The sequence below is a fragment of the Candidatus Blochmannia americanus (nom. nud.) genome (assembly GCF_059934915.1).
In genome coordinates this window covers 218,840-234,587 of sequence record NZ_CP011792.1, presented here as the reverse complement: position 1 = coordinate 234,587, position 15,748 = coordinate 218,840, and the positions used below count along the sequence as shown (strand labels likewise).

Annotated in this window: 13 protein-coding genes and 2 tRNA genes; 2 read left to right on the top strand and 13 right to left on the bottom strand. The window is 27.9% G+C overall.

The features are described 5' to 3' along the window. Nucleotides 1-274: 274 nt before the first annotated feature. Nucleotides 275-1,249, bottom strand: coding sequence for a 23S rRNA pseudouridine(1911/1915/1917) synthase RluD (gene rluD / locus Bamer462_RS00935; RefSeq protein ID WP_500837839.1), 975 nt, complete (start codon nucleotides 1,247-1,249; stop codon nucleotides 275-277). 121 nt (nucleotides 1,250-1,370) lie between these two features. Between rluD and bamD the strand changes: the two genes are divergently transcribed. Together bamD and Bamer462_RS00925 are read left to right on the top strand one after the other, a co-directional pair. Next, a complete protein-coding gene (gene bamD / locus Bamer462_RS00930) occupies nucleotides 1,371-2,075 on the top strand; it encodes an outer membrane protein assembly factor BamD (RefSeq protein ID WP_500837838.1) in 705 nt (234 codons plus the stop codon). A gap of 204 nt (nucleotides 2,076-2,279) precedes the next feature. Next, nucleotides 2,280-3,221 carry a prephenate dehydratase domain-containing protein gene (locus Bamer462_RS00925; RefSeq protein ID WP_500837837.1) on the top strand — a complete coding sequence of 314 codons (942 nt, stop codon included), beginning with the start codon at nucleotides 2,280-2,282 and terminating at the stop codon, nucleotides 3,219-3,221. A gap of 246 nt (nucleotides 3,222-3,467) precedes the next feature. Here Bamer462_RS00925 and tyrA read toward each other — a convergent pair whose 3' ends face one another. From tyrA to Bamer462_RS00865, 12 genes are all read right to left on the bottom strand, one after another. Further along, on the bottom strand, nucleotides 3,468-4,595 hold the full coding sequence (gene tyrA / locus Bamer462_RS00920) for a bifunctional chorismate mutase/prephenate dehydrogenase (RefSeq protein WP_500837836.1): 1,128 nt from the start codon (nucleotides 4,593-4,595) through the stop codon (nucleotides 3,468-3,470). Further along, nucleotides 4,592-5,677: a 3-deoxy-7-phosphoheptulonate synthase gene (locus Bamer462_RS00915; protein ID WP_500837835.1), complete on the bottom strand. Its 1,086-nt coding sequence runs from the start codon at nucleotides 5,675-5,677 to the stop codon at nucleotides 4,592-4,594. Before Bamer462_RS00915 ends, tyrA begins: the two co-directional genes overlap by 4 nt. A gap of 543 nt (nucleotides 5,678-6,220) precedes the next feature. Then, nucleotides 6,221-6,571, bottom strand: coding sequence for a 50S ribosomal protein L19 (rplS, locus tag Bamer462_RS00910; protein WP_500837834.1), 351 nt, complete (start codon nucleotides 6,569-6,571; stop codon nucleotides 6,221-6,223). Between the two features lie 5 nt (nucleotides 6,572-6,576). Next, on the bottom strand, nucleotides 6,577-7,347 hold the full coding sequence (gene trmD / locus Bamer462_RS00905) for a tRNA (guanosine(37)-N1)-methyltransferase TrmD (RefSeq protein WP_500837833.1): 771 nt from the start codon (nucleotides 7,345-7,347) through the stop codon (nucleotides 6,577-6,579). 34 nt (nucleotides 7,348-7,381) lie between these two features. Then, on the bottom strand, nucleotides 7,382-7,939 hold the full coding sequence (gene rimM / locus Bamer462_RS00900; protein ID WP_500837832.1) for a ribosome maturation factor RimM: 558 nt from the start codon (nucleotides 7,937-7,939) through the stop codon (nucleotides 7,382-7,384). 13 nt (nucleotides 7,940-7,952) lie between these two features. Continuing rightward, complete coding sequence (gene rpsP, locus Bamer462_RS00895) at nucleotides 7,953-8,192, bottom strand: 30S ribosomal protein S16 (RefSeq protein WP_500837831.1); 240 nt, start codon at nucleotides 8,190-8,192, stop codon at nucleotides 7,953-7,955. A gap of 91 nt (nucleotides 8,193-8,283) precedes the next feature. Further along, the gene (ffh, locus tag Bamer462_RS00890; RefSeq protein WP_500837830.1) at nucleotides 8,284-9,645 is read right to left on the bottom strand and encodes a signal recognition particle protein; all 1,362 of its coding nucleotides are present in this window, start codon (nucleotides 9,643-9,645) and stop codon (nucleotides 8,284-8,286) included. A 173-nt stretch (nucleotides 9,646-9,818) separates the two neighbouring features. After that, nucleotides 9,819-9,892 (bottom strand) — tRNA-Arg (locus Bamer462_RS00885). Between the two features lie 15 nt (nucleotides 9,893-9,907). Then, nucleotides 9,908-9,998, bottom strand: a tRNA-Ser gene (locus Bamer462_RS00880). A 160-nt stretch (nucleotides 9,999-10,158) separates the two neighbouring features. Further along, nucleotides 10,159-10,344, bottom strand: coding sequence for a carbon storage regulator CsrA (csrA, locus tag Bamer462_RS00875; RefSeq protein ID WP_500837829.1), 186 nt, complete (start codon nucleotides 10,342-10,344; stop codon nucleotides 10,159-10,161). A gap of 194 nt (nucleotides 10,345-10,538) precedes the next feature. Continuing rightward, the gene (gene alaS, locus Bamer462_RS00870; protein WP_500837828.1) at nucleotides 10,539-13,178 is read right to left on the bottom strand and encodes an alanine--tRNA ligase; all 2,640 of its coding nucleotides are present in this window, start codon (nucleotides 13,176-13,178) and stop codon (nucleotides 10,539-10,541) included. A 1,069-nt stretch (nucleotides 13,179-14,247) separates the two neighbouring features. Then, nucleotides 14,248-15,192: a peptidoglycan DD-metalloendopeptidase family protein gene (locus tag Bamer462_RS00865; protein ID WP_500837827.1), complete on the bottom strand. Its 945-nt coding sequence runs from the start codon at nucleotides 15,190-15,192 to the stop codon at nucleotides 14,248-14,250. Nucleotides 15,193-15,748: the final 556 nt, after the last annotated feature.

Sequence of the window (15,748 nt, the reverse complement as noted above, 5' to 3'; positions counted from 1 at the left end):
TTATAATAGTAAAATAAGATATTAATCAGCACACATAATCAATATGTATCCGATGATAATGGATATTAAATACTCAAAATTCAACATCTAAAACTATTGAAATATAAAGCATATTTTAATACACCTAAATACATAACACATTATGGCTTATAAACAATATATATTATTCGAAGTCAATTTATAACATTACATGCATAACAAAATATATGATAATAATCGGCTATATTTCATAATAATTATTATCAAAACATACAATATTCGTTATAACAATATTCTATTTAAAACATCTTTCATTTTTTCTCAATACACTTATTAAGTGTAATATATCTTGTGGCAAAGGTATATCCCATTTCATTTTTATTTTAGTAATAGGATGATATAATTGTAATGTAGCCGCATGTAATGCTTGGCGATTAAAAACATGCAAATAATCATTTAGTTCATCAGATGCGCCTTTAATAGAGTCAATTAATTTGCCGTATTTCTGGTCCCCTAATAATGGATGATGAATATAAGCCATATGCACACGAATTTGATGAGTCCTCCCAGTTTCAAGGCGCACACGAATTCTGGTATGCATTTTAAATGATTCTGTGACGAAATAATGAGTTACGGCCGATTTGCCCATAGGGTTTACTGTCATGCGGGTGCGATGAATAGTATGCCTTCGAATTGGTTGATTTATTGTTCCCTCATTATGAAATAAATTTCCGAGAACTACCGCTTCATATTCCCTAACAATTTTTCTTTCTTTAAATAATTGTAATAAACTATGATATGCAATAACATTTTTAGCGACAACCATTAACCCGGTAGTATCTTTATCTAAACGTTGAACAATACCGGCTCGCAATACTTCTATAATAGATGGATATCTATATAACAAAGCATTTAGTATAGTACCTGAATAATTACCAGCACCAGGATGAACTACCATATTCTTCGCTTTATTTATCACCACGATATCAGTGTCTTCATATACAATCTCAAGAGGAATATCTTGAGGAATCATGCTATTATTAATATTAACAATATCTTTTATTTCAATAAATTCACCGCCTATCATTTTTTTTTTAGGAATAATAACTATTTGATTATTAACGTTTACTTTTTTAGAAAGAATCCAACATTTTATTTTAGACCGTGAATAATTGGGCAATAATTCAGAAAGCACACAATCTAGCCTTTTTCCAGATTGAGAGATCGGCACAATCATAGGCTTTATAACATAACATTCAGGTGTTATCATATTAATATACAGTGAGATACTAAAAACTCAAATAATATTTATAATATATTTATATGCTGCGCGGAGTATTAATAAAAGTTTTATGAAATATATTCAACACTATATAACAACTACATTAATCATGAGTATCATTATTTTTTCCTATGCCAATGCTTCTATTAATACTTTAGATTATTCTACTTATAATCTTTATAAATCCGCTCAAAACAAACTATATAACTCTGATTATAAAGGAGCTACTCAAGATTTAATAAATTTAAAAAATTTACATTTATTTGACCCTTTCCCGCAACAAATTTATTTAGATTTAATTTATGCCTATTACAAATTAAATGATTTAAAATTAGCAAACAATTATATAAAACATTTTTTTAAATTGTATCCTAATCATAAGCATTGCGATTATGTATTATATATGCATGGTATAATCAACATGCGTTTAGACGAAGATAATAAAACATTAATAAAATATCTAAACATACACTGGTTTGATCGTAATCCAATGTATGCACGCATAGCGTTTCATAGTTTTGTGAAACTTATACGTAAATACCCGAATAGCCAATTTTCTGCAGATTCTTACAAACGTTTAATTTTTTTAAAAAATAGAATAGCCGAATATGAACTTTCTATTATAAAATTTTATTCTAATAAAGATGCTTACATATCCGTAATAAATCGTGTAGAAAAAATGTTATATCAATTTCCAGATACTCAAGCAACTCGTAAAGCGCTATATCATATGAAACATGCTTATCAAAATATACACTTGACGGACCAAACTGAAAAAGTAACACACATTATCGCTACTAATCCAATATATTAATTCAATATACTTTATAAATATGTAACTACGTTGCAAACTTCATATTAGATGCAATGATTAAAAGCATATTAATACGAAGTATCATATAGTATACATAAAAATTATGATATATATTCATACAAATAAATATTAATTTCAATAAAGCTATCAAAATTACAGTAACTGCAATTATCATGCGAATATTATATTAAATATTAAAATATTATGGCAATGAATTTCATTACAATTTATAAATCTATAGTTCATATGGCATTTTTGGGTCCTAAAGGTTCATATTCTCATATTGCTGCTATACGGTATGCTAATATTCGTCATTTTGATCGAATAATTGAATATAGTTGTCAAAAATTTAACGATATTTTCACTTTAGTGGAATGTCATCGCGCAGAATATGGCGTAGTTCCCATTGAAAATTCCAATTCTGGATTAATTGACGAAGTATGCGATTTATTACTAAATACCCGATTGCTGTTAGTAGACGAGATTACTATTCCCATAAAACATTGTATTTTAGTTAATAATTGTACTGATATAAATCAAATTCAGATTATATATAGTCACCCTCAACCTGTCCAACAATGCAGTAAATTTTTAAAAAATTTTTCAACATGGAAAATCATATTATGCGAAAGCAGCGCAGTTGCTATGGAAACAGTATCTAAATTGAATCAATCCAATTTAGCAGCTTTAGGAAGTATACAAGGAGGTAAATGCTATGGGTTACGCTCATTATTGAGATACAATTTATCTAATTCTCATAACAACACGACCAGATTTATTGTGTTAAAAAATAAAAATATCGAAATTATCAATAACTCCGTAGCCATAAAAACTATACTTATTCTTTCAATTAAGCAACGATCAGAAAAATTATATGAAATATTAAAAATATTACAATTTTACAATATTAAAACAACTTATTTAAAACCACGTTACTTATCATATAGTACATCAAAAAACATGGTTATTATTATTATTGAAATGATGGCACATATCAACGATACATACATACAACAGATTCTGATAGAATTACAAAATATTGCTCACTCATTCAAAATATTAGGTTGTTATCAGATTAAACCAACTGCTAATATAATTAAAAATTATAATAAAAACGATCTATATCGTTATCTTAATAATATTTAATTAAATATTATTTGAATTATGATAGTACATGTATCGCTTTTAAGTTAAATATATCAAATAACAGATAATTATGATCGCATATATGCTGAGTAGCATATATCAAATAAAACAAATTTTGTATATACACAACAATATGAAAAATTTAAAAAACATTAATATTATATAAGACGCTCTTTAATCTAAATAAACATAATTTTGTAAAAATGATCGGATTAACCCTGAATACTATTCAGGCCATGATTCATACTATATATTATTTTTATAATTATTAATTTGACGTAATATTTTACGACTTTCTTTAAAAAAAAGATCGGTGTATAAACCAAACCAATTTTGAATTTTTTTAAAATGATCGATAAATTCTTGTTTTTTATTTCGTTCTAATAACATCAGAATCCTACCTAATCTTCTATAATAACGTTTAATTAATATAAGATTATTTTTAGAAGTCATAATAATATCTGCATATAATTGAGGATCTTGAGCAAATAATCTCCCTATTGTTATTAATTTCAATCTAAATGTTGGCGAAGCAAGAGATAACATTTTCTTTAAATTAATGTTTTCTTGTGATAAATGATATCCGGTTGCAAAGGTAATAAAATGACATAATCCTTGCATAATACTCATATATTGATCATGTTCTATTGTATTACAGCAATGTAACTTTGCGCCCCATAATTGTATTTGTTCTAATAACCATTGATACGCTTCTGGATAACGTCCCTCGCAATAAATCACTACTTGTTTTACCATATTTCCATGATCTGGATTAAACATGGGATGCAACCCTAATACTGGGCCGCTATGCACAGCTAATATAGCATTTAAAGATATTTTTTTTACAGATGATAAATCTACTACAATACAATGACTAGGTAAATATAGCAATTTTCCAACCACATCAATAACCGAATGAATAGGAACACTAATTACGACCATACCAACACCTATTAATATTGATTCTGCATGAGCCCAATCATTTTTATCTAAAATTCGCACTTTATATCCCGATAAAGTTAACATTTTACAAAAAAATTGACCCATTTTTCCTTTTCCTCCAATTATAACAACCGGACCTAAATTTGGATGCAACGTTTTAAATCCTTTTTCATTCTCATTACAATAAGATTCCGTGATAATACGACGCAATATATCTTCTACTAAATCTGGAGAAATACCTAATGCTACTGCTTCTCGTCTCCGACAAGCTACTAATATTTCTTCTCTATCTGGTGCATAAATAAATAATCCATAGCGACTTTTTATTTCTCCTACCTTAGAAACTAAAGACAGTCGTTTAGATAACAACTTTAATAAATTCTGATCTATTTTATCAATTTTTTTTCGTAAATCATTTAGTTCCTCCGTCATTCTATTCCAGCTCCTGATATACGATTAACAAGAAATGGTTTTAGTTCTTTATGCAAAGCATATAGTAAATATTTAGTTGTTTTCCAATCTACACATGCATCGGTGACTGATACTCCGTATTGAGTTGTTGAGGACGATAAATTTATAGATTGATTACCAGGATAAATATAACTTTCAATCATTAAACCAATAATGGAACGGTTTCCATATTTAATTTGATGTAAAATAGATTGTGCTACATCAATTTGACGACGATAATCTTTACTAGCATTACCATGACTGCAATCCACCATTAAAGCTAACGGCAACCCTGCTTCTACTATTTTTTTTTCACAACAAATAATATCTTTCGGATAATAATTAGGACTTTCTCCCCCCCGTAAAATTATATGAGCATTAAAATTACCTTTAGTGTGTAGCGCGCATACTTGACCTAATTGATTGATGCCAATATAACAATGGGGCTTCATCGCGGCATATATTGCGTTAATTGCATTATAAAAATTACCATTAGTACTATTCTTAAAACCTATAGGTGTATACAAACCAGAAGCTATCTCTCGATGTATTTGAGATTCTGTTGTTCGTGCTCCAATGGATGACCAACTAAAAAGTTCTCCAATATACTGCGGAATATATGGATTTAGTACTTCAGTAGCAAGCGGTAATCCAATTTTTATTAATTCTACCAACATATTTCGAGCGGTTTTTAAACCCAATTCAATATCATTAGAACCATTCATATGTGGATCGTTAATTAATCCTTTCCAACCAATACTAGTGCGAGGTTTTTCTAAATATACACGCATAACAATATATAATTGATCCTGTAATTCTATCGACAAGATTTTCAATCTATTAGCATAATCAAAAGCAGCATTAACATCATGAATAGAACAAGGTCCACATATCACCAGCAGACGTGGATCGCGTTTATGAATAATATTCGCAATTATATTTTGTGAATCTGCAATAGTTTGTTGTTCTAAATGTGTTACAGGAAATTGAGCTTTTAATTGCTCAGGAGTAATGATTGGGTATGTATTATAAATATGGATATTATTACGCTCATTTTTCTGCATATTATTAGCCTTAATATAATTAATTATTATGTAATAAAATATATGAGACATTAATGATCATTAAATATGATAATATATAATCATATTATGATACACATATAAAACTAATGTAAATATAGTTTTATATTATTATTGTCAATAAATTATTATTAAATTGATTAACTGAGTTATATTTAATTTCTTTAATTTATATAGATGTTATTAACAATAACTATCATGCCTACATGAAGTATTTACTATTTCATTGATACACAGTGTGAGATATAGTTTTGTTAAAATTTTAATACCATATATATTTATAAAGTATATAACACATTACTTTCACATTCAATTATATTAAATGAATTTTGGGAAAAAATGAAAACATACATTAATATCTTCTAAATTAATTAAGTATATACTATGACATATGTTTTTAAAAATAGATATTTTTTAATGACCACAATAGAATATCACAAGACAAAATGGATGTAAAATTCCGAATAATACGACGCATATGCATATATTAAACCTGCATAATTATATTGTAATTATAAAAACATTTTATGAATTTATACGTACTTTAATGCGCGCAGATTTTCCGCTGAGACCGCGTAAATAATATAGTTTAGCACGACGAACAAACCCAAACCGTTTAATTTTAATTTCTTCAATGATAGGGGAGTGTGTTTGAAACACACGTTCTACACCCTCTCCACTAGCAATTTTCCTTACAGTAAACGCAGAATGTAACCCTCTGTTTTTAATAGAAATAACTACACCTTCAAAAATTTGTAGACGTTTTTTATTACCTTCAATTACCCATGTTTTAACCTCTATTGTATCACCTGAATGTAAATGCGGTATATTTTTTTTCATTTGTTTTTTTTCAAAATTATTTATTAATTCATACATGTGCGTTATTTCCTTAATTTTTTTTTCTTTAATGCAAACAAGTATTCGCTTTGAAATTCAGTAAGCAACTGCTTTTCTTCATCAGTTAATTGTATATCTTTAAGCAAATCCGGTCTTTTAATCCAAGTATAACCCAAAGCTTGTTTTTGCCTCCAACTATTAATATTTTTATGATTTCCTGATAATAATACTGATGGTACTTTTATTCCTGCAAAAATTTCTGGTCGTGTATAATGCGGACAATCTAATCTCCCTGTAGAAAAAGAATCTAATTCTTTCGAATTTTTATTACCTAGCACCCCCGGAAGTACTCTGGATATAGTATCTATCAATACCATTGCTGCTAATTCTCCTCCGCTAATTATATAATCTCCTATAGACCACTCTTCATCAATTTCTGTTTGAATTAACCTTTCATCGATACCTAAATATCTACCACAAACTAAAATTAATTTCTGATGATTATATGCAAACTTACATACATATTTTTGATTCAACTTTTTTCCCTGAGGAGAAAGATAAATTACTTTAATATTATTTCCTAATTCATTTTTTGCTTGATTAATTGCATTTTTCAAAGGTTCAATCATCATTAACATACCAGGACCCCCTCCATAAGGAGGGGCATCTACGCTATGATGTTGATCATGTGTAAATTCACGAGGATTCCATAATTTTATGGAAATAATACCATGTCGAATTGACCGCCCTACTATTCCGTAACGAACAATAGCCTGAAACATTTCAGGGAATAAGGTAATGACACCTAACCGCATATATTTTTATATAATTCTATTTTACTACAAACAGTTAAAAATTAGGATCCCAATCTACTGTAACAGTATGTGTGACAAGATTAATATTTTTTATAACTCTCTTGATAAGAAAAGGAATAAGACATTCCTTAATTCTATATACATTAAATTGCCTGATTTTTACTACTAACACATCATTTGCTGTAGTTTCTATTATACTTACAACATCTCCTAAAAAAGATCCTTGTTCAGTAATTACCGAACACCCTATTAAATCTTTCCAATAATATTCATTATCATTTATAGGCGGCAATTGTGTTTCATCTATAATCATCTCACAATGATTTAATGTTTGAGCAGTATCTCTATTAGATATACCTTTCATTTTAACAAAATAACGCTTCCCAATCAATCGCCATTTATCTAAATAAACTAATTTCCATTGAGATCGTACATAAATATAATACGGACTATAATTAAATATATCCTCATGTTGTTCGGTAAATGATATTATTCGTATCCATCCTAGTACACCATATGCGCCTACTATCCTTCCTATCTTTATAGGATAAAGAGGTGGACTTATGGCATCTTTTGAATCATCAAATTGCATACTTTATAACGTTTCATAAATTCTTTATCAATTTTACAACACGTTCAGATGGACTTGCTCCTTTATGTAACCAATACTTTACACGTTCTGAATTTATATATAGTTCTTCTTTATTATTTCTAAACGGCATTGGACTAAAAAATCCAATACGTTCAATAAAACGACCATCGCGTGCATTTCTACTATCAGTAACAACTATATGATAAAAAGGAGTTTTTTTATGACCTCCTCGTGCTAATCTAATTCTCACCATAAATATATACCTTAAATTAAAACTAAAAAGCATGTAAATTCATAACGAATAATATGAATATAAATACTATTAATTTAGTAAAAAAATATTTTTAACCAATTGTAAATTTAGATGATATTTTATTTTTTAATGTACGCACCATTCGGAACACTTCATTTTTATTTATTTTCTGCATTGTAATACGCATATGATTAAATGTATTCAATAACTTAGTAACATCTTGTATATGTACTCCAGATCCATTGGCGATACGTTTTTTTCTAGATCCCTTAATTATATCTGGGTTCATACGTTCTTCAAGAGTCATAGAGTTAATTATAGCCTCCATATGCACAAATGCACGATCAGTAGTATATGACCGTACATTATCCAAATTTACTCCTAAACTAAGAGGCAATCTACTGATTACTTTATTAAGTCCTCCCATGCTACGTATTTGTTTGATATAACCTAAAAAATCACATAAATTGAAGCACTCACTACTTTTGCTAAAATATTTTTTTTCCTTAACCCATTCTGCTTTATTATCAATATCCTCAATTAATGAAAGTATATCGCCCATCCCAAGTATACGTCCAGCTATTCTATATGCATTGAAAGACTCTAATGCATCAATTTTTTCTCCTGTTCCTATAAATTTTATAGATTTACCAGTAAGATATTTTATAGATAAAGCCACGCCTCCTCGTGCATCCCCGTCCAATTTAGTCAAAACAATTCCGGTTAATGATAAAGTTTTATTAAACGCATTTATACTATTAATAGACACCTGTCCAATCATAGAATCTATAACGAATAAAGTTTCTACTGGATTAACAACATTATGAATATCAGCTAATTCTGAAAGTAAAACATCATCTGTATCTAAACAACCAGCGGTATCTATTAATAAAACATCATAACACAGTGATCTTGATGTAATAACTGCCGTTTTTACTATATCAATTGGTTTATCAGTAATATTATAATCTGAAAAAAAATTGATATCTTCAGAACTAATCAACGATTTCAATTGTTGTGCCCCTGCCGGTCTATATACATCAGTTGATGCTACCAATATTTTTTTATTTTTTTTAATTTTCAAAAATTTAGCAAGTTTTCCAGTGGTGGTAGTTTTACCAGAACCTTGTGCGCCTACAATCAGTATTATTGCCGGTATTTGAGTATTTAAATTCAAATCATTAGATCCCTCTCCCATAACTTGTACCAAAGAAGAATGCATTATTTTAATAAATTCTTGACCAGGAGTTAAATGTTTGTTTATATCTTTTCCCAGTATTCCTTCTTTAACTTTATTAACAAAACTATGAACTACAGGTAATGCTACATCTCCTTCTAATAAAGAAATCTTAACTGTATTTAAAGTCTCTTTAATATTGTTTTCTGTTAAACGTCCAGAACCAATAATGTTACGTATTGATTGTGATATTTTATTGGATAGGTTTTTAAACATTTTTATCGCTCAAAATAAAAATAAACATTATAATAAATTTATTACAAAACTCTAATAAATAATTAGAAACACAATCTTTAATATTCTATATTGTGTTATTGTAGTGAAATAAAGAAACCACATATAATTAAATCAAATTTTATTACTATTTGATAATTTAAAACAATACACAATACACCCGAGAGGATTCGAACCTCCGATCGCTCGGTTCGTAGCCGAGTGCTCTATCCAATTGAGCTACGGGTGCATCGCCGGCACTAAACAGTGAGGGAGGGATTCGAACCCTCGACACAGCGTTAAAACTATATACTCCCTTAGCAGGGGAGTGCCTTCAGCCACTCGGCCACCTCACTGAATATTTTGTTCATTTTAATTATTTATATATATCCTTTCATTTCTTTTATAATTAACAAAAACCTTTATTACATTACGTTGTTTTTACATAACTTACAACTAAATCTTTTTATCATAACACCACTACTCTTCAGAAATCTATTTTTGAAAATAATAAATTTAGCACAAAGTCTGTTGTGCTTTTTCAGCTTTAATACGTTGATAAATTTCTTCTCGGTGTATAGATATTTCCTTGGGAGCATTTACACCAATACGGATCTGGTTCCCTTTAATACCTAATACAGTTACTGTAATCTCATCTCCAATGATAAGAGTTTCACCAACTCGTCGAGTCAGAATAAGCATTCTTTGCTCCTTGAAAAATTCAAATAACCGGACTTTTTAAAATTTTACCGTTTTTTTTGTGAAACCTTGAATAATATAAAATATATATACTCATATGATACTTTGACTCTTTTATATATTTTTAATGTACCACTTTTAAAACATATGAATAATTTTTATTTAAAAAAACTCCTAGTATACTTATTTATAGTTATTTATAATATATCTTGTAATAAAGAATCTACCGCAGTAGACACTGTAGATGTAGTTGTAATATTATTAATACCAGCTTGAGCAAAATCGAGTTGACCCCCCCCTTTTCCACCAAGAGTACTCGTTATACAACGCACTAGATCTAGGGCATTTATACGATTATGCTCTATTAAATCTTTAGTTACAGATACTACTAAATTAATTTTATTATTTTTGTTGATATTAATAAGAACAATGACTCCTGATTTTAGTTGTACTTTAATGCAATCTACTATATTACGTAATATCTTTGGTGTCATGTCAATAACTTGTTTTACTAAAACCCGTACATCTTTAATATAATAAATTTCCTTAATAAAAGATAAACTTTGTCGTGCAATTGCTTTATTTTTTAAATGCTCTATTTCTTTTTCAAATTTTATACAACGGAGTTTCAATTCATATATTTTACTTAATATATTCGTATGATCACTATGTGTCGATTTACAAATATTTTGAAGCAATATTTTATGTTGATGTATCACAGATAATGCTGCATTATTAGTCACTGCCTCAATTCGTTTAACACCGGAAGCAATACTAAATTCCTTAGTAATTAAAAACACACCAATTTCTCCAGTACGCAAAGCATGAGTGCCTCCGCATAATTCGGCAGAAAAATTTCCTATTCTTAAAACACGAACTTTTTTATCGTATTGTGTATTTAACAACATTACAACTCCGCTATTTTTAGCTACTTCTATCGGCATAACATCAACTATAATTGGAATATTCTCCCAAATTTGTTTATTTACAATATTTTCTATTGTATTCATCTGTATTTCTGTTATAGTATCATGGTGATAAAAATCAAAACGTAAGTATCGATTGTGTACCAATGATCCCTTTTGTATTACATGGGAACCAAGAACCTGAAACAATGCGGCGTGTAGCAAGTGCGTAGCGGAATGATTTAAAGAAATACATTTCCTTTGATATTGATTTACTTGAGCAACTATTTCCTCTCCAACACTAATAGTTCCATTATTCATAATTCCTATATGACCTATTGTTTGTCCATATTTTTTTGTATTAGTAACTTTAAAACAACCAGATATAGTATTTAGTTGCCCGCAATCTCCAACTTGACCTCCCGCTTCCCCATAAAAAGGAGTACTGTTCAAAATAACTATTCCTTCCTCTTCTGCATAAATTTTATTTATTGATTTATTTCTTTGAAATAATGCCATTACCTGAGCTTTACAAGTAAGTTCATTATATCCAACAAATATATTTGATTTATTATAAAATGATATATTTTCATCAGTTATATTAAATTTATTTGATTTTTTTGAGTATTTTCTTTGTACTAACATAGCTTGATCAAATCCTACTTGATCTATATGTATATTACGTTTTGAACAAACGTCCTTAATTAATTCAAATGGGAACCCATAAGTGTCATATAAATGAAATGCTATTTCACCATTTAAAACATTTCCCTGTAATCGTACTAATTGTTTTTCCAGTAACTCTAAACCTCGTTTTAAAGTATCTTTAAATAATTTTTCTTCACTAAATAAAATTTTTTCTATAAGGGCTTTTTTTTCATATAATGTACCCGCTATATGTCTCATATATTTCATGAGAGGGGAGACTAATTTATAAAAAAAAATATCATTTATACCTAACCTATTCCCATGAAGAATAGCTCTACGGATAATACGCCGCAATACATAGCCACGCCCTTCATTAGAGGGCATGACTCCGTCTTGAATTAAAAATGAACATGCACGAATATGATCAGCTATTACATACAAAAACCTATTCGTATTGATATCATTAACATGAATAATTTGAGATATAGAAAATATCAATTTTTTAAATATATCAATAGAATAATTACTATGTACTCCCTGTAATATTGAAGTAATACGTTCTAAACCCATACCAGTATCTACTGATAACATAGGAAGCGATACAAGATGACCATTTTTTTGACGATTAAATTGTATAAATACCAAATTCCAAATTTCAACATATCTTTCTCCTAACGCCTTTGAGCTACCGGGAGCTCTTCCTTGAAACTGATCTCCACGATCATAGAATATCTCTGAACAAGGCCCGCAAGGCCCAACATTTCCCATTTGCCAAAAATTATCAGAATCACAAAAATCATTTGTATTATTACCAATTCTAACAATATGTTCATTAGGAATATCTATTTGTTTTGACCAAATATTGTAGGATTCGTTATCGTAAATATGCACTGTTACCCACAATTTATCTTTAGACAAATTGAACCAATTAGCATCAGTTAGTAACTCCCAAGCAAACTGAATGGCTTCACGTTTAAAATAATCTCCAAAACTAAAATTACCTAACATCTCAAAAAACGTTAAATGCCATTCAGTATATCCAACATTATCTAAATCATTATGTTTACCCCCCGCACGTAGACAACGCTGCACGGTAGCAACACGCTTAAACAATGGTTTATCGATTCCTAAAAATACATTTTTAAATTGATTCATACCAGAATTAGTAAACAATAATGTTTGATCATTATCAGGTACTAAAGTGCTGCCTGAAACAATTTTATGTTCTTTTTTTTTAAAAAAATTAAGAAATTCTTGACGAATATCATCAATGTCTTTATACATACAGATTCCATCATAGAATATGAATATCACACATACATAGCTCGCACAATTACATATTATAAACAATTTTAAAAAGATAGAAACTAAAAATCACAGAATATTACATATATTTAAAATATATATAATTCATTTTATTCATATAAAATTATTAATTATTACTAACCGCACAATAATTAATTATTTGAAAAATAAACATAAAATGTAAAATGTATCAATAATTTTATATCATTCACAATAATAATCAGTATTTAAATAGTTCATAAAAATTATTTGCGTACGAAGAATTTATTGATAAAACAGATGTAAAATTTATAATTAATAATACATATTTATGCATTTATATATATGCACAACCCATCAAAAAACTATATTTATTCAATAAAGTCCTTGACCTCCGCTGGAAGTCATTATCTTCATTAGCAATGCTTGCTAATGAAGATAAATTTATAATTATAGTACTAATATTAATTTATTTCTATAAACCTACATGCTTATGTATTTAGCATTATTATCAATTCTACTTCATTAGAATATGCATAGACACCTCATATTCAAATTGGCTATTTTTAATAAATAAACAATAACACCCCACAAGTATATTTGGACTATAAATACAATATATCTTCAAATATTTTATTCATTTAAATATCTTTTTTGCATGTAGTATAAAATAAACATCATGTAACTCCTTTTAAATTAAATATCATTCACTGACTATGATCAAGGTATCATAAAATTATTATTCTGATTATATTCGTCAAAAACTAGTACTTTCATTAAGGTAATATTACTATGTATGCATAGTGCTACATTTAATAAAATTAAACAAAGATTATCTTACATACTTACCCATAACATAAACAGCAATATCTAACTAATACACAAAATAAAACACAACATTACGTACATACATACTTGGCGTTAATCACTGAGCAAAATTATTAAAATTAAGATATTAAAATAACAATTAATACAAATTAAAAAACATATATACAGTATTTATTGTATAACAAATACATATTTTTTTATACTTAAAATGAAATATTCATTCATAATTAAGTAAAATTATCTATTTTTGGAGATAATATAAAGGATCTACAGATTTTCCTTTATATCTAATTTCAAAATGTAATTTTACTTTATTAGTCCCGCTATTACCCATAGTAGCAATCTTATCACCGATTTTAACTTTTTGTTGTTCAGTAACCAATATTACATCGTTATGCGCATAAGCACTAAGATAGCAATTATCATGTTTGATGATAATTAAATTACCATATCCTTGCAACGTGTTACCAACATATACCACCTTTCCATTAGAAGCAGCTAATATGGGTTGACCTAAAACTCCAGATATATCAATTCCTTTGTTACCCCTTTCAGAATCAGAAAAAGTGTTAATAATTGTCCCATTTGTTGGCCAATGCCAATTTTTAACTGGTACTAATTCTGACGCTTTTGAGTAAGAAATAACATCATGGGATATATTCATATCAGGATAATCAGTTTTATTCGTTCTAAAAAAAAACAACTGATTTATAAAAAAAAATAATCTTTTATTTATAGTATTGTCACCATTATTAAAAGAAACAAAAATTTTTCCTGATATTTTTGAAAAATACGACCATATTGTATTATGGTATACTTGCAAGATTTGTCCTACTTTTAATACATTTATATCTTTAATATTATTTATTTTTGCCAAATTTAAACAATTGGTCCCTGTAATCCAAGCAATATAAAATAAAGTATCACCAGATTTTACTATGTATACAGACTTATGGTAAGAACCGTGATTCATGCTATTATATCGATGGGAACCATCAGTAATGGAATTTTTTTGTGAATACCATGCATTTATTTCTTTATTTTGAGGCATGTAGACAATCGCATCAGAATTCATAGATCGAGATTCGCGTTTATCATGACATCTATAGATATTATTATAAGAACATCCCTCTAAAAACACAATCATCACTATTATATAAATTATCGATGTGCCATCTACTAGCATAATAGATATACTAAACTCCTTTGCTCCCTGCTTATTTCTATTGATAATTCATTTATTTAAAAAATCACAAACTATAACCATATACATAAAATATATAAATCCAATACTAATATTAAATGTGTATCATATTTTTTAATATTAAATAAATAGCTTATATATTTATATATATATCATATATACTACATATGATAGTCGGTGTATCATATTTATTATGTAAATACAACAATAGAATTATTTTAGCAATTATTAGATATTCTAATAATATTTAAATTACTATGTATGTACATGCATTGTGGTTTTACAAAAAAAAGAGCGATACAACCATATTATTTACTGCAACAATAAAAATAAATAAATATTCTTATAAAATTTAATAATTTCATGTGCATTTATAAATCGTTGATATTAATCCTCATAAACAAAAAATCAAAATAAATAAAATACACATCGTACACACTTATGTATACGATTTAATCCCATTAAAATGAATAACATATTAATAATGATTAATATCACAATTATTATGTATATATATATTTAATCCTATCAAACTAAT